16 protein-coding genes and 1 pseudogene are annotated in these 19,233 nt (G+C 40.1%); 7 read left to right on the top strand and 10 right to left on the bottom strand.

All coding sequences use genetic code 11. From position 1 onward, the window contains the following. Positions 1–40 precede the first annotated feature (40 nt). From ACFQ1G_RS13095 to ACFQ1G_RS13085, 3 genes are all read left to right on the top strand, one after another. Positions 41–1,099 (top strand): 3-oxoacyl-ACP synthase III family protein, encoded by a 1,059-nt coding sequence (locus tag ACFQ1G_RS13095; protein WP_380740251.1) that lies wholly within the window; start codon positions 41–43, stop codon positions 1,097–1,099. A 1-nt stretch (position 1,100) separates the two neighbouring features. Beyond that, on the top strand, positions 1,101–1,625 hold the full coding sequence (locus ACFQ1G_RS13090) for a methyltransferase (protein WP_380740249.1): 525 nt from the start codon (positions 1,101–1,103) through the stop codon (positions 1,623–1,625). 71 nt (positions 1,626–1,696) lie between these two features. Next, a complete protein-coding gene (locus ACFQ1G_RS13085) occupies positions 1,697–2,542 on the top strand; it encodes a glycosyltransferase (protein WP_380740247.1) in 846 nt (281 codons plus the stop codon). Between the two features lies 1 nt (position 2,543). Here ACFQ1G_RS13085 and pafA read toward each other — a convergent pair whose 3' ends face one another. Continuing rightward, positions 2,544–4,208 carry an alkaline phosphatase PafA gene (gene pafA, locus ACFQ1G_RS13080; protein WP_380740245.1) on the bottom strand — a complete coding sequence of 555 codons (1,665 nt, stop codon included), beginning with the start codon at positions 4,206–4,208 and terminating at the stop codon, positions 2,544–2,546. Positions 4,209–4,321: 113 nt separating this feature from the next. Here pafA and ACFQ1G_RS13075 point away from each other — a divergent pair, with 113 nt between their 5' ends. Then, positions 4,322–5,062 carry an MlaE family ABC transporter permease gene (locus ACFQ1G_RS13075; protein ID WP_380740243.1) on the top strand — a complete coding sequence of 247 codons (741 nt, stop codon included), beginning with the start codon at positions 4,322–4,324 and terminating at the stop codon, positions 5,060–5,062. Then, positions 5,059–5,826 (top strand): ABC transporter ATP-binding protein, encoded by a 768-nt coding sequence (locus tag ACFQ1G_RS13070; RefSeq protein WP_380740241.1) that lies wholly within the window; start codon positions 5,059–5,061, stop codon positions 5,824–5,826. Before ACFQ1G_RS13075 ends, ACFQ1G_RS13070 begins: the two co-directional genes overlap by 4 nt. 2 nt (positions 5,827–5,828) lie before the next feature. On the opposite strand, the gene ACFQ1G_RS13065 is transcribed toward ACFQ1G_RS13070, so the two are convergent. The 8 genes and pseudogenes from ACFQ1G_RS13065 to porV form a co-directional block, all read right to left on the bottom strand. Beyond that, complete coding sequence (locus ACFQ1G_RS13065; RefSeq protein WP_380740240.1) at positions 5,829–7,250, bottom strand: DUF389 domain-containing protein; 1,422 nt, start codon at positions 7,248–7,250, stop codon at positions 5,829–5,831. 3 nt (positions 7,251–7,253) lie between these two features. Then, the gene (locus tag ACFQ1G_RS13060) at positions 7,254–8,333 is read right to left on the bottom strand and encodes a mannose-1-phosphate guanylyltransferase (protein ID WP_380740238.1); all 1,080 of its coding nucleotides are present in this window, start codon (positions 8,331–8,333) and stop codon (positions 7,254–7,256) included. A gap of 19 nt (positions 8,334–8,352) precedes the next feature. Continuing rightward, complete coding sequence (locus ACFQ1G_RS13055) at positions 8,353–8,958, bottom strand: SprT-like domain-containing protein (protein ID WP_380740236.1); 606 nt, start codon at positions 8,956–8,958, stop codon at positions 8,353–8,355. A 4-nt stretch (positions 8,959–8,962) separates the two neighbouring features. After that, positions 8,963–9,643 (bottom strand): SDR family NAD(P)-dependent oxidoreductase, encoded by a 681-nt coding sequence (locus ACFQ1G_RS13050; protein ID WP_380740234.1) that lies wholly within the window; start codon positions 9,641–9,643, stop codon positions 8,963–8,965. 162 nt (positions 9,644–9,805) lie between these two features. Further along, positions 9,806–11,455, bottom strand: a complete 1,650-nt coding sequence (locus tag ACFQ1G_RS13045; protein ID WP_380740232.1) for a pyruvate dehydrogenase complex dihydrolipoamide acetyltransferase — start codon at positions 11,453–11,455, stop codon at positions 9,806–9,808. 3 nt (positions 11,456–11,458) lie between these two features. Continuing rightward, on the bottom strand, positions 11,459–12,460 hold the full coding sequence (gene pdhA, locus ACFQ1G_RS13040) for a pyruvate dehydrogenase (acetyl-transferring) E1 component subunit alpha (RefSeq protein WP_380740230.1): 1,002 nt from the start codon (positions 12,458–12,460) through the stop codon (positions 11,459–11,461). 103 nt (positions 12,461–12,563) lie between these two features. Continuing rightward, positions 12,564–13,067: pseudogene (cdd, locus tag ACFQ1G_RS13035) on the bottom strand (cytidine deaminase); the annotation flags it as partial. A gap of 103 nt (positions 13,068–13,170) precedes the next feature. Further along, positions 13,171–14,331 carry a type IX secretion system outer membrane channel protein PorV gene (gene porV / locus ACFQ1G_RS13030; RefSeq protein WP_380740228.1) on the bottom strand — a complete coding sequence of 387 codons (1,161 nt, stop codon included), beginning with the start codon at positions 14,329–14,331 and terminating at the stop codon, positions 13,171–13,173. Between the two features lie 512 nt (positions 14,332–14,843). Between porV and gldJ the strand changes: the two genes are divergently transcribed. Together gldJ and ACFQ1G_RS13020 are read left to right on the top strand one after the other, a co-directional pair. Further along, positions 14,844–16,496, top strand: a complete 1,653-nt coding sequence (gene gldJ, locus ACFQ1G_RS13025) for a gliding motility lipoprotein GldJ (RefSeq protein ID WP_380740227.1) — start codon at positions 14,844–14,846, stop codon at positions 16,494–16,496. Positions 16,497–16,560: 64 nt separating this feature from the next. Further along, positions 16,561–17,838 (top strand): UDP-N-acetylmuramoyl-tripeptide--D-alanyl-D-alanine ligase, encoded by a 1,278-nt coding sequence (locus ACFQ1G_RS13020; RefSeq protein ID WP_380740225.1) that lies wholly within the window; start codon positions 16,561–16,563, stop codon positions 17,836–17,838. A 337-nt stretch (positions 17,839–18,175) separates the two neighbouring features. On the opposite strand, the gene ACFQ1G_RS13015 is transcribed toward ACFQ1G_RS13020, so the two are convergent. Continuing rightward, the gene (locus ACFQ1G_RS13015) at positions 18,176–19,093 is read right to left on the bottom strand and encodes a hypothetical protein (protein ID WP_380740223.1); all 918 of its coding nucleotides are present in this window, start codon (positions 19,091–19,093) and stop codon (positions 18,176–18,178) included. Positions 19,094–19,233 lie beyond the last annotated feature (140 nt).

Here is a 19,233-nt window from a genome sequence, read left to right as displayed (position 1 = left end):
TTATTAATTTTGAGGTGTTTACCCCCCATAAAAAGAAATAATGAGCATAAAGATAACAGGGGTTGGGAGTTACATACCCAACAGAATAGAGAAGAATTCAGATTTTCAAAAACACGAATTCCTATATGAAGATGGAACTGCTTTTAGTCAGTCAAACTCCGTGATCATCGAAAAATTCAAAGCGATCACAGGAATTCATGAAAGAAGATACATTCACCAGGAACTTAATAATTCTGATATAGCTTATCTGGCGGCCAACAAAGCAATCGAAGATGCAAAAATAGATCCTGAAACTCTGGATTATATTATTGTGGCTCACAACTACGGGGATGTATTACATAATGATGTTCAAAGCGATACGGTTCCAAGCATAGCGACAAGAGTAAAGCATAAACTCAGGATAAAAAACCCGAAATGTGTAGCTTATGACATTCTTTTTGGATGCCCGGGATGGGTGGAAGCCATGATCCAGGCTAAAGCTTTCATTAAAAGCGGGATGGCTAAAAAATGTCTCGTGGTTGGTTCTGAAACACTTTCCAGGGTTGTTGATAAGCACGATCGTGATTCCATGATCTATTCTGATGGCGCAGGAGCTACTGTTGTAGAAGCTTCAGAAGACGAGGGAGGTATCCTGGCACATGAAAGCGCTACCTATTCTTTTGAAGAAGCCAATTTTATTTTCTTCGGAAAATCAAATAACCTTAATGCTAAAGAAGAGCGTCGTTATATCAAAATGCATGGAAGAAAGATCTACGAATTCGCGTTAAGCCATGTTCCTGAAGCCATGAAGGTTTGTCTTGATAAAAGCGGGAAATCTATTACAGATGTCAAGAAGATCCTTATACATCAGGCTAATGAAAAAATGGACGAGGCGATCATTAAAAGATTCTACAAACTTTTTGACATGACTGCCCCTAAAGGAATTATGCCAATGAGCATAAACAAACTGGGGAATAGTAGCGTTGCAACCGTTCCTACTCTTCTTGATCTTATCGTAAAAGGAAAAATGGAGGGCCAGGAGATCAACAAAGGAGATGTGATCATTTTAGCCAGCGTTGGAGCGGGCATGAACATCAATGCGATCGTCTATCAATTCTAAGATGTACGAAAAGACATTTCCGAATAGAAGATATAAGGAAACCATTGAATTCTTAGAAAAAGTTGTTCCTGTCAAAACCACAGTCCTGGATCTGGGTGTAAAAAACCCTTTTTCAGAACTTATGGAAAAACACGGTTATGAGGTTTCCAATACTAACGGCGAAGACCTGGATCTCAATACTGAGAGTGTTCAAAAAAGCGATGCAGAAGTTGTAACCGCTTTTGAAATATTTGAACACCTGGTTTCACCTTTTAATATACTCAGAGACATTCAGGCAGAAAAGCTGGTTGCCAGCGTACCTTTAAGACTCTGGTTCTCCCCTGCCTATCGCAGCAAAACCGATAAATGGGACCGTCACTACCATGAATTTGAAGATTGGCAGTTTGACTGGCTTCTTGAAAAAGCGGGATGGGAGATCAAAAAAAGACATAAGTGGACCAACCCCGTGAAAAAGTTGGGAATAAGGCCCTTTTTGAGGCTTTTCACACCTCGCTACTACGCCGTTTACGCCGAGCGAAAAAAGTAATCTGCCTAAAATTTCCAGTAATCTTCTGAAAAAGGAAATTTGTAATTTAGCCGCAACTCAAAAAATATCTTTTGAAGATCTGTATCGTTATTCCGGCGCATAATGAAGAAACTTTCCTCGGAAAGACTCTTCAATCTCTTGCTGAACAGACCCTGCTTCCGGAAAAGATCGTTGTGGTTGATGATCAGTCCTCTGACTCAACTGCGACCGTAGCCGCAGATTTCGCTGAAAAGCATTCTTTTATAAGTTTGGTGAAAACCAATTCTTCCGAAGCGCATCTTCCGGGAAGCAAAGTGATCAATGCATTTCAAAAGGGCCTGGACCGGGTAACTGATTTTGACATCATTTGTAAATTCGACGCTGATCTTATCTTCCCGAAAAATTACCTGGAAACCATCCATAGAATTTTTGAGGCTGACTCCAAAACAGGAATGGCTGGCGGATTTTGTTACATTCAGAAAAACGGGGATTGGGCACTGGAAAGCCTAACCGACAAGGATCACATTCGAGGGGCTTTAAAAGCCTACAGGAAGGAATGCTTTAAAGACATTGGTGGCCTGAAGCCTTCGATGGGCTGGGATACGGTAGATGAACTGCTGGCCCGGTACCACGGATGGAAGATAGTAACAGACGAGAACCTGAAAGTGAAACATCTTCGTCCCACCGGCTTTACGTACAATAAAAAAGCAAAGCTTAAACAAGGGGCAGCTTTTTACAAGTTGAGATATGGCTTCATTATAACTTTTATAGCTTCAGCAAAACTTGCATTAAAAAAAGGAAATTTGCTACTGTTCAGAGATTACCTCCACGGTTTTTTTAAAGCCCGAAAAGAAAAAACACCTTTCCTGGTAACCAAAAAAGAAGGAGCCTTCATAAGAAGGCTCCGATATAAAAGAATGTTCGCTAAGCTGTTCTAACCTACTCTTCCAAAACCTGAAGAATAGGGCTTCCAGTTGAGCCGTTAGGAAATGAAATTCCCAACAATGCAGAAATAGTAGGAGCTATATCAACGATCTCAGTTCTTTCCAGAGTATTCCCTTTTTTGATCCCTTTTCCGTAGAAGATAAGAGGAGCGTGCGTATCATAATTATTACCACTTCCGTGTGTTGAACCTGTACGGGAATAGGAAATCACAGAAGGATTCAAAACCAATACCACATCACCACTTCGTTTTTGGTTAAAACCATGATCTATGGCAGACGCCATACCCTCAGTATAACTTGTAGCCTCCAACTGCTCCCGTGTATAAACCTGGTGCACCTGGTCATATTGCAAGGCAAAATGCGCAATTGCGTCTTGTAGAGACGCCCTGTCAAGATTATTCTTTCCAACTTTTATATAGTTAAAGAAAATCTGGTTATTTGAAATGTTGCTTATGAGCTCATCAGAACCGGTTACCTGCTTTAAATAATCGTTTAAAGAAGCCTTGAATTGCTGATTATCAAAATAACCGGCAGGAATTTTAACTGACTCCAAATAAGATGGCACATGAACTCCCCCGTGATCTGAAGTGAGGAAAAGCGTATAATTCCCCTCTCCTACTTTATCATTCAAAGCCTCCAAAAATCTCTTTAGATCTTGATCGAGTCTAAGATATGTATCCTGGATCTCTTTTGAATTCACTCCAAAATTGTGGCCTACATAATCTGTAGAAGAAAAACTAACCGTTAGAAAATCTGTGATCTCATCTTTCCCCAGGTTCTCTCCATCGATAGCTGCAATAGCGAAATCAGCAGTAAGGCTGTTCCCAAAAGGAGTCGCTTTTAAAAGATCAAAGCCACCATTCAATTTTTGAAGTTTGGCAAGATCATAAGGAAAACCTGTACCTTTCTTTCCATCAAAACCACCTTCGAACTCATTGATATCGATTCCACTTTCAACATATGTATTTACATCCTGAAGGGTGTTCCAGGTTCTCAAGTATGATTCAGCCATTTTGGAGTCGTTGAATTTCTGAACCCAGGCGGGAAGTTCTATTGCATAAAAGGAACTGGTGATCCATTTCCCTTCATCCTGCCCATGGAACCAATAAGCAGCATTGGCAGTATGTCCTGCCGGAAGGATCGCACCACGGTCTTTTAAAGCAATACCGATTGTTTTCCCTCTCATTTGAGTATGCAACCGGTTTTCATCGGCAACACTGGTAGTAATAAGTCTGTGCGGTGACATTTTTCCGGCATTTGATTTTGTTCCTATAGGATCAGCATCGGGATCACCCACGCAATAGACCATTTCATCTTCGAACTTATTGAACCAGTTATTAGAAATAATTCCGTGAGATTCGGGTGCCGAACCGGTAAATACCGAAGCATGACCGGGGCCGGTATAAGTTGGGACGTAATTAAAGTGGTTGTTCCGGCAATTGAAGCCTTCAGAAACCAGTTCTTTAAAGCCTCCTTCACCAAATTTATCCCAAAAGCGGGTGAGGTAATCATATCGCATTTGATCTACCACGATCCCCACCACCAATTTAGGCTGAACCCGAAGATCATTTTCTACCTCGAAGCTATTCTGATTGACATTCTGTGCGGAAAGACCCTGCACAATAAAAACGCTTAATAAAAATTTAAAAAAATGATTCATTAGAAAATGTTTTATGACCTCAAAAATACAATTATCCTGAAGTTTAAAGATTAAGCCAAGCTTAAATACTTTGCTTGAAAAAATTAGTATTTTAGCGGTTACAAAATTTTCAAATGGGCTACCTGCAATCTATTGGCGAGTATTTTTTAATGATTAAGGGCGTTTTCGGCCGAATGACTAAAAGATCAGTCTTAACCAACCTCATTTTTAAAGAAATAGATGATTTGATAATCGGATCCCTGGGAATCGTTTCTTTCATTTCTTTCTTTATAGGTGGTGTGGTAGCAATTCAAACAGCACTTAACCTCAACAACCCCCTTATTCCCAGAACGCTGATCGCTTTTGCCGCAAGGCAATCTGTGATCCTGGAATTTGCCCCAACTTTTATTTCGATCATTATGGCCGGAAAAGTTGGGTCATATATCACTTCAAGTATTGGAACCATGAGGGTAACACAGCAAATTGACGCGCTGGAGGTAATGGGGATCAACTCTCTTAATTACCTGGTATTCCCAAAGATCATTGCAATGCTAACCTATCCGTTCGTGATCGCGATTTCTATGTTCCTCGGAATTTTCGGGGCTTACATGGCCGGAACATTGGGAGGGTTTGTAACCTCACAGGACTTTATAAGAGGTCTGCAGGATGATTTCATTGCATTTCATTTGGTTTATGCATTCGTAAAAACATTCTTATTCGGTCTTTTGCTGGCTACCATTCCTTCTTACCATGGATATTACATGAAAGGAGGAGCTCTTGAGGTTGGTCAGGCCAGTACTACCTCTTTCGTTTGGACGAGTGTGGTCATCATTATTGCAAATTATGTAGTAACCCAATTATTACTTAGCTCATGATAGAAGTTCAGAATATTAAGAAGGCGTTTGAAGGGGAAGAAATTCTAAAGGGTATAAGTACGGTTTTTCCTAAAGGGCAGACCAACCTCATCATAGGTCAGTCCGGAGCCGGTAAAACGGTATTTTTAAAGTGTTTACTGGGTTTATTCAGACCAGACAGCGGAAAGATCCTTTATGACAATGACCCTTATTCTTCACTTTCAGATGAGAAACAAAGGGAATTAAGACGTCAAATGGGAATGGTCTTTCAGGGTGGAGCATTGTTTGACTCCATGACGGTAGAAGAAAATGTCATGTTTCCTCTTCAGATGTTCACAAAACAAAGCCGTTTGTCAATGATGAGGCGTGTAAAAGAGGTTTTAGACCGCGTGAATCTTGCTGAAGCCCAACAGAAAAAATATCCTGTAGAAATCAGTGGAGGAATGCAGAAAAGGGTAGCGATTGCGAGAGCAATTGTAAACCGTCCAAAGTATTTGTTCTGTGATGAACCTAACTCAGGATTGGATCCTCAAACCGCAACCGTAATTGACAACCTTATTCTCGAGATCACCCGCGAGTATGACATTACCACGGTAATTAACACCCATGACATGAACTCTGTTCTTGAGATTGGGGAAAAGATCGTTTTCCTGCAGAACGGCCGTCTGGAATGGGAAGGTGACAAAAATGTCATTTTTAAGACCGACAATAAAGCGGTAACCGAATTTGTGTACTCTTCAGATCTTTTCCGAAAAGTTAGAAAAGCTCAACTTCAAGGCCTTTAAGCTTAATTGAGAGATAGAACTGAAAGAGTATCCAGAGCCAGTCTAACTTCCAACCACTGGCGTAGTTTATTCATCTCATTTTTCCGCGAAGCACTGGAAAGTGAATTATCCCAACGCACATTGAAGGTAGGAACGGTGTCTATCTTCGAAAAATTGGTTACCAGATTATTCGCATAACTAAGCTCCTGCAGGCTCTTATAATTGATCTTAGCTTCCTTACTGATGGTTTCAAATGGTATCCCGCTGGTACGATATTTCAAAAGCTCCTGTTCCAGTAATCTAATTCGCGCATCCTTGTCCTCGACCAATTTTTGGTTGTTCAAGTATAGATCCTCTAAGATCCCGGCCTTCACCTCACTTGAAAGTCTTTCGGCCATTTCTGAACTCTGATCACTTCCCTGGTGCACTTCGAGCTCAGTATTTTTCAACTCAGGGATCTCCTTCAGTTGGCTTGCCCAAAGTTCTATTTCAGCGGAAGGAACCGGTTTACCTATCAAATAAATATCCACCACTTTTGATTTGTAATCCTGATTGTATTTTACAACTTCTGCGCCTGGATATTTGATCACATTTTGAACAAATTCCTTGGTTTTACTAAGAAATACCTGCTCCCGTAAAAGATTTACAAACAAAATAATACTTGGGATCATCACAAGAATGGCGATCAGGGAAGCCAAACGAGCAGTATTTTTTCTGCGGCGACTATTGGCATATTTCACTAATGGAAAATTCAGCAACTTGGAAATCACGAAAGTGGAAAGCGCTATGAAAACAGAATTTATGGAAAACAAATAAAGAGCTCCCCCGGCAAATTCCCAGTTTCTAATTGCGAGTCCATATCCCACTGTGCATAAAGGAGGCATAAGAGCTGTAGCAATTGCAACACCCATAATAACACTAGCGATCGCTCCCTTTTTAGTTTTGGCAATGATAAGGGCAGCACCACCAAAAATAGCAACCAAAACATCAAGTATTGTAGGATACGTACGGGCTATAAGTTCTGGAGTTGCTTCTTTTATAGGGGAGACCAGGAAGTAGAGATAAGCAGTTAGCACACTTAACCCCACCATCACTCCAAGGTTTACCAATGATCTTTTTAAAGTATCAACGTCATTTATAGCTACTGAGAAACCTATACCTACGATAGGCCCCATCAGCGGTGAGATCAACATGGCACCAATAACAACCGCCGTACTACTAACGTTCAGCCCAATGGAGGCTACAAAAATGGAAAATACAAGGATCCATGCGTTATGGCCTTTAAAGGAAATATCTCGTTTCACCACTTCCATGGTAGTATCACGGTCTGTATCCTCATGTATGTCAAGCAGCTCCAGGAGAAATTTCTTAATCTCTCTCAGGATCGACTTGCCACTGGCTTCCGAACCCGGCATAGAAGAACCGGTACTTGTATTGTTATCCATTCTTTATCCTAAATTATTTCCGAATTTATCCTGAACTTCTTGTCTGATCTGCTTTATCTCCTGTTCTTTTTCCTTTGGAACAATGATCAACACTTCTTCTTCATCTACGACAATGTGATCTTTCAAACCATCAACGACAATCACCTTGTTGGAATTAGAACTGAGAATATTTCCTTTTGCATTTCTTGCCACTACCCGTGCATTCAATACTGCATTCTCATTTTCATCTTTTTCAACCTCATTATAAAGAGATCCCCAGGTTCCCAGATCATTCCAGTCAAAAGTAGCTGGAATAACGTTAATATTATTTTCTTTTTCAAGAATTCCATAATCAATTGAAATGTCTGAAGCCGCGGGATAGTTTTCCTTAATGAAATCCATTTCCTCAGAAGTATTCAGAATGTCATTCCCTTTAAGAAAGAGTTCATACATGCCAGAAAGGTTTCTTTGAAAAGACCTTGTAATAAAATCAATATTCCAAATAAAGATCCCGGCATTCCAGAGATAATTTCCCTGCTTTAAAAATTCCTTAGCCTTTTCAAAAGACGGTTTTTCGGTAAATTTTTCAACTTTCTTGATCTTCCCGGCATCAGTAGCGTCAAACTGAATATATCCGTATCCGGTATTCGGAAAGCTGGGCTTAATCCCCAGAGTTATTATTTTATCCTCATTCCGGCAGGCTTCAAAAGCTACCTTAATATCTTCTGTAAAAGCTGCTTCATCTTCTATCCAATGATCACTGGGCGCCATGATCATCACCGCGTTCTTATTTTTCTTCTGAATTTTTAAAGCAGCTAACAATACGGCCGGTGCCGTATTACGCATTACAGGCTCCAAAACTATCTGTTCATTGGCAACCTGTGGAAGTTGCTCCTTTACTAGCCCATCATAACTTTCATTAGTCAGGATATAAATATTCTCTGCAGGCACCAGGTTAGTAAGTCTCCTGAAGGTGGTCTGAATCAAAGTTTCTCCTGATCCTAAAAGGTCACGAAATTGTTTAGGTTGCCTTGCCGTACTTACCGGCCAGAATCTAGATCCTACTCCCCCCGCCATCAAAATGGCAAAATTATTCTTGTTCATTTTTTTCATTTTTAAACGGTCAGTTTGCCGTTTTCAATAGTTCAACTTCAGCATTTGGCTGAAAAAGGTAAATCCTGCCTGTCTTCACCTCCACACATTCATAGCGTTTGATCTTTCGCTCTCCTTTTTTAAAGACCTTTCCGTTATAGATCCTGAATATGCTTCCGTGAGGCACCTCAAAAACATAATTTTTGTCGGTCCCTTCATCGTAACTCTTTAGAGCCACGGCTAGTCTCGCATCGGTATCGCTACTGGCGGTTGGATTTCTGAAATGCTTCGCGATAATCGGAAGTAATTCCGCAGGAAAGATCTCCGGTCTTATAAAGGGCAGCATCAGTTTTTGAAAGGTACTTTTCCACTCAATTCCATGTGGCTTGATCTGCCTTCCGAATCTTTCAAAAGCGATCAAATGAGCTATCTCATGCACCAGAGTGATCAAAAAGCGATATTTATTAAGACTCGCGTTTACGGTAATTTGATGCCCTCCGTGAGGCATTCTCCTGTAGTCACCGTGCCGAGTCTTGCGCTCATTTACGATCTTCAGGTGAATTTGATTTGCTTCAATTAGTCCGAAAATAGGTTCAACGGAATGGCTTGGAATATACTTTTCAAGAATATGCTTCATACTATTACGGCGTACTGTTTGAAACCTGAAGTAATTTTCCGTTGTAAAATTTATTTCCGGTGAGGGCAAAATCAGAAATGTACTTTGCCATCTCATCAGGTTGCAAAGGAGCTTTATAGCCCGGAAAGGCTTCCTCCAGCATTTCAGTTTGCACCGCTCCCAAAGCCAAAACATTAAAAGAAGGTCCGTTTCCTTTATATTCTTCAGCCAGAAGTTCAGTTAACGTGATCACTGCTCCTTTACTGGAACTGTAGGCTGACAGTCCCGGAAACTTCATACTTCCCTGCACACCGCCCATGCTGCTAACGGTCACGACATGACCCTGATTGTTCATAAAGGGAAGAACACTTTTGGTAAGGGCTGCCACTCCAAAAACATTGATCTTATAGACCCTTTCAAATTCTTCGGAAGTGATCTCCTCAAAAGGTTTATTGATGATCGCACCGGCATTGTGGATCAAAATATCCACTCCTACCCAATTTTTCTTTATATAATCTGAAACCTGTGACAGCTGTTTTTCTGAAGTGATATCAAATGAAAATGCATGTACATTCTCAAGCTCAAGGTCATTTACCGGTTTTTCATTTCTGGAAAGAGCAAGGACTCTATGCCCGGCATCAGAAAGTATTTTGACCATTTCAAGGCCAATTCCCCTGCTGGTTCCGGTTATCACTATATTTTTCATTTGGATGATTTAAAAATTAAAAGAAAGCATTCATGTCAAGGTTTTAAAAAAGGTCTAAAAGACCTAAATCCACCGACATGAAGAGATTTTCTCCTGCGCCTAAAGATAAAAAAATCCCGCTAAAGGCGGGATTTTCTATTTATATATCGGTAAGTCCGTTACTTATGCAAGCATGGTCACCGGATTCTCAAGATATTTCTTAAGTGTCTCTAAGAATGCAGCTCCGGTAGCACCATCAACAGTCCTGTGATCACAGGCCAATGTTAACTTCATGGTGTTTCCTACTACGATCTGTCCATTTCTAACCACCGGTTTTTCAACGATAGCTCCAACAGAAAGAATTGCAGAGTTTGGCTGATTTATAATACTTGTAAATTCAGTGATCCCAAACATTCCCAGGTTAGAAACAGTAAAGGTACTTCCTTCCATTTCCTGAGGCTGTAACTTTTTATTTCTCGCTTTTCCCGCCAATTCTTTCACATTAGCTCCAATTTGAGTCATACTCATTTGGTCAGCAAAAGGAAGTACAGGAACTACAAGACCTTCATCTACTGCTACAGCAACACCCATATGAATGTGCTTAGCGATCTTGGTCGTATCTCCAGTCCATTGAGAATTCACTTTAGGGTGTTTTCTCAAGGCCATTGCGGTAGCTTTGATCACGATATCATTAAAGGAAACCTTTACATCTGGCAGTTCATTGATCTGCTTACGGTTTGTCATGGCATTTGCCATATCAACCTCGATGGTCAGGTAATAGTGAGGCGCATTATACTTAGATTCGGCAAGCCTTCTCGCGATGGTCTTACGCATTTGAGAGTTCTTAACCTCTTCAAAGCTCTCCTCCCCTGCAGGAACATATGCCTGAGGAGCTGCTGCAGGAGCCTCTTTGGTTTCGGCAGGGGCAGCTTGTTTAGCTTCAGCTTTTTCAGAAGGCTTATAAGTCTCAATATCCTTTTTAACGATCCTATTATTTTCTCCTGATCCTTTAACATCTGAAAGATCGATACCCAAATCTTCAGCCATTTTCTTAGCTAAAGGAGAAGCAAATATGCGCCCTCCATCCTGGGTAGTTTTTGTGGTTTCAGAAGTTTTAGTCTCTTCCTTAGTTTCAGATTCTTCTTTTTCAGCTTTTTTAGGCGCAGCAGTTTTAGCTTTAGTTCCACCGCCCTCAAGGATAGCAGAAACATCTGTTCCTTCAGGTCCTATGATCGCTAAAATGCTATCGACCGGAGCTGTTTCCCCTTCCTGAACACCAATATACAATAAGGTACCGTCATAGAAAGATTCGAATTCCATGGTAGCCTTATCGGTTTCGATCTCGGCAAGGATCTCTCCTTCTTCTACATTATCACCTTTTTTCTTTAACCAGGAAGCAACCGTTCCTTCCTCCATAGTGTCACTCAAACGTGGCATTTTCACAACCTCAACACCTTCAGGAATTTCACCTGCTTCAGAATTCTCTTCTTCCTGAGATGATTTCTCTTCAGCAGTCTCTTCTCTTGCTTCAGAAGAATTTTCAGCAGAATCGGAAGCTGTACCTCCACCATTAAGAAGCCCGGAAATATCTTCCCCTTCTTCTCCAATGATAGCTAAAAGCGTGTCTACCGGAGCAGTTTCTCCTTCTTCAATACCAATATGGAGCAATGTTCCTTCGTAAAAGGACTCAAATTCCATGGTCGCCTTATCGGTTTCGATCTCAGCAAGGATATCTCCTTCTTCAACTTTGTCTCCCTTATGTTTTAACCATTTTGCAACAACACCTTCTTCCATGGTGTCGCTCAAACGTGGCATATTTATTACTTCAGCCATAATTTAATCTAATTTATGGGGTAAAAACGGATAATCTTTTTGTTCGTACACTACATCGTACATTGTCTGGATATCAGGGAATTCAGACTCTTCAGCAAATTTTTCACATTCCGCAACAAGATCTTTTACTCTCTTATCAATTTCCTTGATCTCTTTTTCTGTAGCGTACTTTTTCTCTTTAATGACATCCTTCACCTGAGTGATAGGGTCGATCTTTTGATATTCAGCCACCTCTTCTTTGGTACGGTACTTTTGAGCATCACTCATGGAATGTCCACGGTAACGGTACGTTTTCAACTCAAGGAAAGTTGGCCCTTCGCCTTTTCTGGCTCTGGTAATCGCTTCATCAAGAGCTTCAGCAACTTTTACAGGATTCATAGCATCAACAGGCGCACAAGGCATATCATATCCTAATCCCAGTTTATATATCTCTGTACTTTTAGAGGTACGCGCCACAGATGTCCCCATCGCATAACCGTTATTCTCAACACAGAATACAACTGGAAGGTTCCAGTTAACAGCCATGGTGAAGGTTTCGTGTAGGGATCCCTGACGTGCAGCACCATCTCCTAAAAAGGTAAGGGTAACCGCATCTCTTTTAAAATATTTATCGGCAAACGCAAGGCCGGCTCCTAAAGGAATCTGTCCTCCTACAATACCGTGACCACCATAAAAACGGTGCTCTTTAGAAAAAATATGCATGGAACCTCCCATTCCCTGAGAAGTACCCGTCTTTTTTCCATACATCTCTGCCATCACCCTGCGCGGGTCAACACCCATACCAATAGGTTGCACGTGGTTTCGATAAGCAGTGATCATTCGGTCTTTATTCAGGTCCATCGCGTGTAATGCACCAGCAAGAATAGCTTCCTGTCCATTATATAAGTGTAAGAAACCTCTAACTTTCTGCTGAATATAAACCTGCGCAAGTTTATCTTCAAACTTACGCCAGAACAGCATGTCTTCGTACCACTTCAGGTAAGTGGCTTTTGTAATTTTCTTCATTAACAACTAATTTTTAATGCAAGCCTATGCTTGCTCCAAGCGAACCACAAAAATACTATTTTCAAAAGGAATGGAAAACAGTTTCTTCTCTAAAAAATTTCACTTATTTCTTAAGATAGGAACTATCGAAAATAAGCGGCAATAAATCTGAAATCGAATTGGCTTTCACCACCTTTCCTTTTTCTCCCATAAAGTAGATCTCTATAGGTTGATCTTGCTTCACCTCATATTCAGCAATTGCCTGCCTACAAGAACCACACGGAGGGGTGGGCGTAGTTACTTCGTGAGTGGCAGATCTGGCAGAAAGTGCCATTTTAATCATCTTCACATCCGGATATTTTGCGCCAGCATAAAAGATAGCTGTCCTCTCAGCACATAGCCCTGCCGGATAAGAAGCATTTTCCTGATTACTCCCGGAGATCACCTCTCCGTTCTCAAGATAAATTGCAGCCCCCACTTTAAATTGGGAATATGGAGAATAAGAATGCTCTCTAGCCTCGATAGCCAGCTCCATAAGATCCTGAACATCCTTCGGTAATTCATTTACCGAGTCATATAACTCAAGATCTGCACTTACAGTGATTTTTTTCATTTTATTAGTTTCTGAAGATAAAAGATCCCGAAACTTTAGAAGCCCGGGAGTATTATCTGCTTTTTAGCGGAAGCAAAGTTAACTAATATTGAAAGAATTACATATTAGTTTCTGCCGGCTAATTAATTTCATTGTATTCTCTACCAAAATTAAAGGTGAGACCAAAGCGCAGGGTCCCTTCTAAAGGACTAACCACTTCAGAAGTAGAGAATAAATAGGAAATATCAATATTTACAACGGTATACCGGAATCCGGCTCCAAAGGAGATAAATTCACGCGACCCTTTTTCAGGGCTTTCATGGAAATATCCGGTTCTGAGAGCGAAAATATCTTCGTATAAATATTCGGCTCCAAAAGCCCAGGTAATTTCTTTAAGTTCTTCACTAAAACCATCAGGAGCATCCCCAAATGACTTGAAAATTCCTTCTACTGCACCAATGGAATTATACTCTTCATTATCTTCAGAATCTATATCCCCATCATTATCAAAATCTTGAGGAGTAGGAACCAGTAATTTATTGAATTCAAGGTAAGCCCCCACAGTATTTGATGGATCAAGGATAAAATCAAAACCTCCTCCTAATTTTAGATTGGTTGGAATAAAGTTTTCCTGACCTCCCTCGTCGTATTTAATTTTCGGACCTATGTTAGAGATGTTCAATCCCGCTCTCCAGCGCCCGTCAAATTTAGTGAAGTCTATAGGCATACTTTGATAAAAAGCAGCTACATCAACTCCAAAAGTACTCGCCGCAGTTGCATCAGGATCAACCGGAGCCAACTTTAGATCTGACCTTAAATAACGACCGGCTACAGCCATGGAAAAATGATCACTTAAACGCAAAGCATAAGAAAGGTCCAGTGTAAATTCATTAGGACTCAAGATTAAAGGCAGATCTTCGGGATTTTCTCTCGCCTCTATATTTCCAAGGCTGAAATATTTAAAACTGGCACCAAAAGCACTGCGCTCATTTATCCTATTATAATAGGTAATGTTACCAAGAAATATATCACTTACCAGCTCACTTAAATAAGGAGTGTAGGTCACACCAAAACCTTGCTGACTTTCTGCAAAAACGTATTTAGCAGGATTCCATTGTTGAGAAAAGGCATCTACCCTGGTAGCCACTCCCTGATCTCCCATACCTGCCCCTCGGGCATCAGCAGCGATTAGCAGAAATGGAACTGCGGTTGTGATCACACGATCCTGCTCTTCCTGTGCAAAAGATTTAGTGTTAAAAAGAAAAACTGCACTTATTAAAAAGAGTGATAATTTTTTCATAGGAGTATTTAACAATTAACAAATATACCTGAATTCCATCTACAAATTAATCAATTATTGCAATTTCTGGCTTTACTTCTAGATAACGCAAAATTTAGCATAAGCTTATAATTTAATCAGTAAATTCTTTCAAAAGGCCATTAAACACGACAAAAATCCTCAAAATCAATTATCTGTAAAGGATTATCATACAGATTTCGAAAATAAAAATCACGTTCCCTCACTTTAAATTAAAAATTTTTATTCACAAACATATAATGACCAGCCTATTATCTTTCGTTTTTAAAGAAATATGAGTAAGTTAGAAAAAACAATTACTTTTGTTTCTTATGTATGGTTGAACTTCAGGAACATTTTTGAAGGATCCATCATTGAATTTAAAGAAATTAAGCGGTGACACTTTCAGGTTTTATAGGTAACTACAACAACCTGTTGCTGTTAAAATAAACTTGAAAGTTTTACGTTAATTATTATATTGCAAAGCCAGAATTGCTACAAAAGAAAGTGAGAATATGAGAAATACCGTTGCTGTTAAAGCGTTTTTCGTCATCGCTGTAAGTATTGGATTATTCAGTTGTAATAAATCTGATAATTACAAAAATAACTCCCGTGCCACCGGCTGGGATATTGATTCCAAAGAAGGAGGTTTTAACTACAACTCAGATTTTGATGAGCAGGATACCGGTCCGGGACTAGTATTTGTAGAAGGTGGTACTTTCACAATGGGTCGCGTACAGGATGACGTGATGCACGACTGGAACAACACACCAACTCAGCAGCACGTTCAATCTTTTTACATGGACGAGACCGAGGTAACCAACCTTATGTATCTTGAGTACCTTGATTATCTAAAACGTGTATACCCTCCTAGCGAAGAAAGATACCGAAACATATATACAGGTGCTTTACCTGATACTCTTGTTTGGAGAAACCGCCTGGGTTACAACGAAACAATGGTACGAAACTACCTGCGCCACCCTGCCTACGCGAATTATCCCGTAGTTGGAGTTAGCTGGATCCAGGCAGTGGAATTCAGTAAATGGAGAACAGATAGAGTAAATGAGGCCCGCCTTGAAAAAGAAGGCTTCACTCTTGAGGGCGCCCGCTACGCGGCCACCCCGGGTGAATCATTTAACACAGAAACTTACCTGAATGCGCCAAGCAAAGTGTATGGCGGTAAGGATAGTTTAATCCGTGGAGGAAATAAAGCAGACCGCTTCATCACCAAAGACAGTACTAACCTTTATGTACAACGCAAGCACGGAGTGCTTTTACCTGAATACCGACTTCCAACTGAAGCGGAATGGGAATATGCTGCACTTGCCCTTGTTGAGTTAAGAAGCTACAATGCTTACCGCGGAAGAAAAAAATATCCGTGGGACAGCCAATACACCAGATCTTCTGATGCTAAAGCTCGAGGAGATCAAATGGCCAATTTCAAACAAGGAGACGGAGATTACGGTGGTATCGCCGGATGGAGTGATGATGGAGCTGATATTACAGCTGAAGTTAAATCTTATGCACCAAACGATTTCGGACTGTACGATATGGCCGGAAACGTTGCAGAATGGGTAGCCGATGTTTACCGCCCTATAGTTGATGATGAATTTAACGACCTCAACTACTATAGAGGAAATGTTTATACCAGAAACGCAATTTCAGAAGACGGAACAGTAGAAGTTCTTGGAGTTGATGAAATCAAATATGACACTCTAAGCAACGGAAAGATCGTAGCAAGAAATCTTCCGGGAGAAATAGCGACCGTTCCACTTACCGAAGAAGACACTTATTTAAGACCTAACTTCAATAAAAGTGACAACAGAAACTTCCGTGATGGAGACAAAAGTTCCTCTCGTTACTACAATCAGTTTGAGGAAAATGAAGATCCTAATAAGAGAATGTATAACTCTCCTATTCACACAGCGACTATCAGTGAGGAAGGAGAAAGCAAGCTGGAATATGACAAGGCTCCAAGAACAACCCTTATTGACGACCACGTAAGAGTTTATAAAGGAGGTTCATGGAGAGACCGAGCTTACTGGCTTGATCCGGCTCAAAGAAGATATTTCCCAGAAGATATGGCAACAGATTATATTGGGTTTAGAAATGCAATGTCTCGAGTAGGTTCAAAATCCCTTCAAAAAAACAAGTCAGCAGGTAATTAGACCCTGCGCTATATAATATCACAAAGCCCTAATTCTGTTAGGGCTTTTTTTATAGCTTTAAAGCATGAAGAAAGAAGAAATTTATCCGCTTTTCCTGGAGTGTTCAGGAGTAAGCACAGACACCCGAAAAATAACAGAAAACAGTATGTTTTTTGCCTTAAAAGGCGAGAATTTTAATGCAAATACTTTTGCCGTTGAAGCACTGAAAAAAGGAGCTAAATACGCTGTTATTGACGAAGATCCTGAAACACCTAATGAAAGGTTTCTAAAAGTTGATGATGTTCTAAGTACCCTACAGGACCTAGCCACGTATCATCGTGAAAAATTAGGACTAACTATAATAGGTCTAACTGGAAGTAATGGAAAAACCACGAGTAAGGAACTTATTAATTCAGTACTATCCAAAAAATACAAAACCAAAGCAACCTTCGGAAACCTAAACAATCATATTGGGGTTCCCCTAACCCTGCTTTCAATGAACAGGGAAACAGAGATAGGAATAGTAGAAATGGGAGCCAATCATCAAAAGGAAATAGAGTTCCTGTGCGGCATCGCCAAACCCAATTATGGCTATATCACAAACTTCGGAAAAGCCCACCTGGAAGGCTTTGGAGGCATCGAGGGGGTGATAAAAGGTAAAAGCGAACTATATCAATATTTGAAAAAGAATGAAAAAACAATCTTTTTGAATATCGATGATCCCATTCAACAAAAGGAAACCAGCTATTCAAAAGTGTTTACTTTCGGGGAATCTTCTGAAGCAGATGTAGAAGTTGCCTATACCCAAAATGGCTCCTTCGCCGGCATAAAAGTGAATGGTCTGCATGTTCAAAGTAAACTTACCGGAAGTTATAACGCCAAGAACATGGCAGCCGCCTATACCATCGCCACCTTTTTTGAGGTAGAACAAAAACTGATCAGGGAAGGGCTGGAAAATTACATTCCTGGAAATAACCGATCCCAGATCATTTCGAAAGAAAACTACCAGATCATAATGGATGCCTACAACGCGAATCCAACCAGCATGGCAGCGGCTATTGAGAACCTGGAGAGCATGGACACCACTAATAAAGTGGCCATTTTGGGGGATATGTTCGAGATGGGACCCGAAGCGGAAAAAGAACACCAGGCAATTGCCGATAAACTGGAGAGGTCTAATATTCACCGGATCTTCCTTGTTGGAGAGAATTTTTACAGGACCTCAACTTCAAACGACATAACCAAGTTCAGGACCTTCGAGGATTTCAGCGCAGGTTTCAAGCCCTGGCAACTCGACAATGCGATCATCCTGATTAAAGGCTCACGAGGCATGGCCCTGGAACGCACCCTGGAATTTTTGTAAACTGAAAAGCTTTTTAAAAGGCCTTTTCAGGGAACTTGAAAATGTAATCCAGAGTTTAAATGTCAGGTCTGGAACTGCTCTAAACGCGTTTCTGAGCTATACACAGACTTTTATACTACTACGGAGTTTACAGATCAATTCAAACGTTTAAATGCAGTTCTTAAGGAATTTGAAGGAAAAGATTATATTGAAAGACCATTTCTGAATGTGAAAATGATTGATCTTAACAGGCAAACTCTTAAACTATATGAAAGATTGGATAATAAAAATAGTTACAGGAATTAAATAAAAAAGGCAGACATCGATTTGCCTGCCTTTTCTAGAATCACTGCTTAGCTTAACCTGCTTGGAACAAATCTTCGGAATAGACTATGTTCATAATTTCCCGGTCACTTAAAACTCTTAATCGATCGGTCAAAATATCTGACTTATAGTCGACCAAAAGCTTTCCGTATTTTAGAACCCAATTGGAAAGGGATTCTTTGGATATTGGATGCTCCAACTGAACATCCCTAAGAAGAATTTTACCACCTCTACCTGTGCCACTTACATCTTCCAGCATTGAATGGTCATACTGAATAAAATTCCGTACTGCAAACCTATAAAAACATTTGAAGTTCTGACCGGCAACACCTTCAAGACGCACTATGTTTTTAGGAACAAGAATAACAGGTTTTCCAAAGTAAATTGGCAATAAAACTTTTCGTTTCACCCATTCAACCTTGTTATGATCAAAAATATCCTCTTGCCACACCGACTTCATAGGGATGTTATAAAGCTTACATTGTTCTTGAGTAAATTCGATCAATACATCCTTAATAATCTTGGTGGTTATATCAGAGATTCTGTCAGAACTCACGTCTTCAATAAACAACTCAATATCACAAAAGTGTTTGAGAACTCCACTCATAACAGCTTTATTCTGCTCTATGGCTTTTATCATCTTGGGCTTGAGTTTCCTCGCCACCGCATTCCCTCTACTATTGTCATTGGCATAACCCAATCTAGTTTCAGCCGGCTCTTTTAAACCTCCTAAAATCTCATAGGTTTTTTTTCTATTTTTAGCCTTTACTGCTTTAATAAATTCTCCCCAGAATACTGCAATTCTTTCCTGCATCCTCTTCGAGAAGGGATCATTATGTAATTCAATTAATCTGGGATCAAGAAATAACATGTTATCTCGATTCAACCTTACATCAACAAATTCTAAATTCGGCTGTTGATTACCGATATTATAAAAACTTGAAAAGTTCATATTTCTGTATTTTTTAAAATTATTATTATTCTACGTAAGCCCTTATGTCTTACATTTATTTCTAGATATTCAGTTTTTGTCTACAGCTCTTGAACTTTAAGTTTTTATTTATTTTAACATTTTTTTATACAAATTATTTT

Origin of the sequence: Salinimicrobium gaetbulicola, from assembly GCF_042676025.1 — a bacterium.
Lineage (GTDB): Bacteria > Bacteroidota > Bacteroidia > Flavobacteriales > Flavobacteriaceae > Salinimicrobium > Salinimicrobium gaetbulicola.
The sequence above is the reverse complement of the archived record's forward strand: the minus strand, read 5'-3'. Positions and strand labels throughout refer to the sequence as shown.

Coding starts and splice junctions, on each gene's coding strand:
- ACFQ1G_RS13095 (WP_380740251.1), top strand. CDS start 41: ATGAGCATAAAGATAACAGGGGTTGGGAGTTACATACCCAACAGAATA.
- ACFQ1G_RS13090 (WP_380740249.1), top strand. CDS start 1,101: ATGTACGAAAAGACATTTCCGAATAGAAGATATAAGGAAACCATTGAA.
- pafA (WP_380740245.1), bottom strand. CDS start 4,208: ATGAATCATTTTTTTAAATTTTTATTAAGCGTTTTTATTGTGCAGGGT.
- ACFQ1G_RS13075 (WP_380740243.1), top strand. CDS start 4,322: ATGGGCTACCTGCAATCTATTGGCGAGTATTTTTTAATGATTAAGGGC.
- ACFQ1G_RS13070 (WP_380740241.1), top strand. CDS start 5,059: ATGATAGAAGTTCAGAATATTAAGAAGGCGTTTGAAGGGGAAGAAATT.
- ACFQ1G_RS13065 (WP_380740240.1), bottom strand. CDS start 7,250: ATGGATAACAATACAAGTACCGGTTCTTCTATGCCGGGTTCGGAAGCC.
- ACFQ1G_RS13060 (WP_380740238.1), bottom strand. CDS start 8,333: ATGAACAAGAATAATTTTGCCATTTTGATGGCGGGGGGAGTAGGATCT.
- ACFQ1G_RS13055 (WP_380740236.1), bottom strand. CDS start 8,958: ATGAAGCATATTCTTGAAAAGTATATTCCAAGCCATTCCGTTGAACCT.
- ACFQ1G_RS13050 (WP_380740234.1), bottom strand. CDS start 9,643: ATGAAAAATATAGTGATAACCGGAACCAGCAGGGGAATTGGCCTTGAA.
- ACFQ1G_RS13045 (WP_380740232.1), bottom strand. CDS start 11,455: ATGGCTGAAGTAATAAATATGCCACGTTTGAGCGACACCATGGAAGAA.
- pdhA (WP_380740230.1), bottom strand. CDS start 12,460: ATGAAGAAAATTACAAAAGCCACTTACCTGAAGTGGTACGAAGACATG.
- porV (WP_380740228.1), bottom strand. CDS start 14,331: ATGAAAAAATTATCACTCTTTTTAATAAGTGCAGTTTTTCTTTTTAAC.
- gldJ (WP_380740227.1), top strand. CDS start 14,844: ATGAGAAATACCGTTGCTGTTAAAGCGTTTTTCGTCATCGCTGTAAGT.
- ACFQ1G_RS13020 (WP_380740225.1), top strand. CDS start 16,561: ATGAAGAAAGAAGAAATTTATCCGCTTTTCCTGGAGTGTTCAGGAGTA.
- ACFQ1G_RS13015 (WP_380740223.1), bottom strand. CDS start 19,093: ATGAACTTTTCAAGTTTTTATAATATCGGTAATCAACAGCCGAATTTA.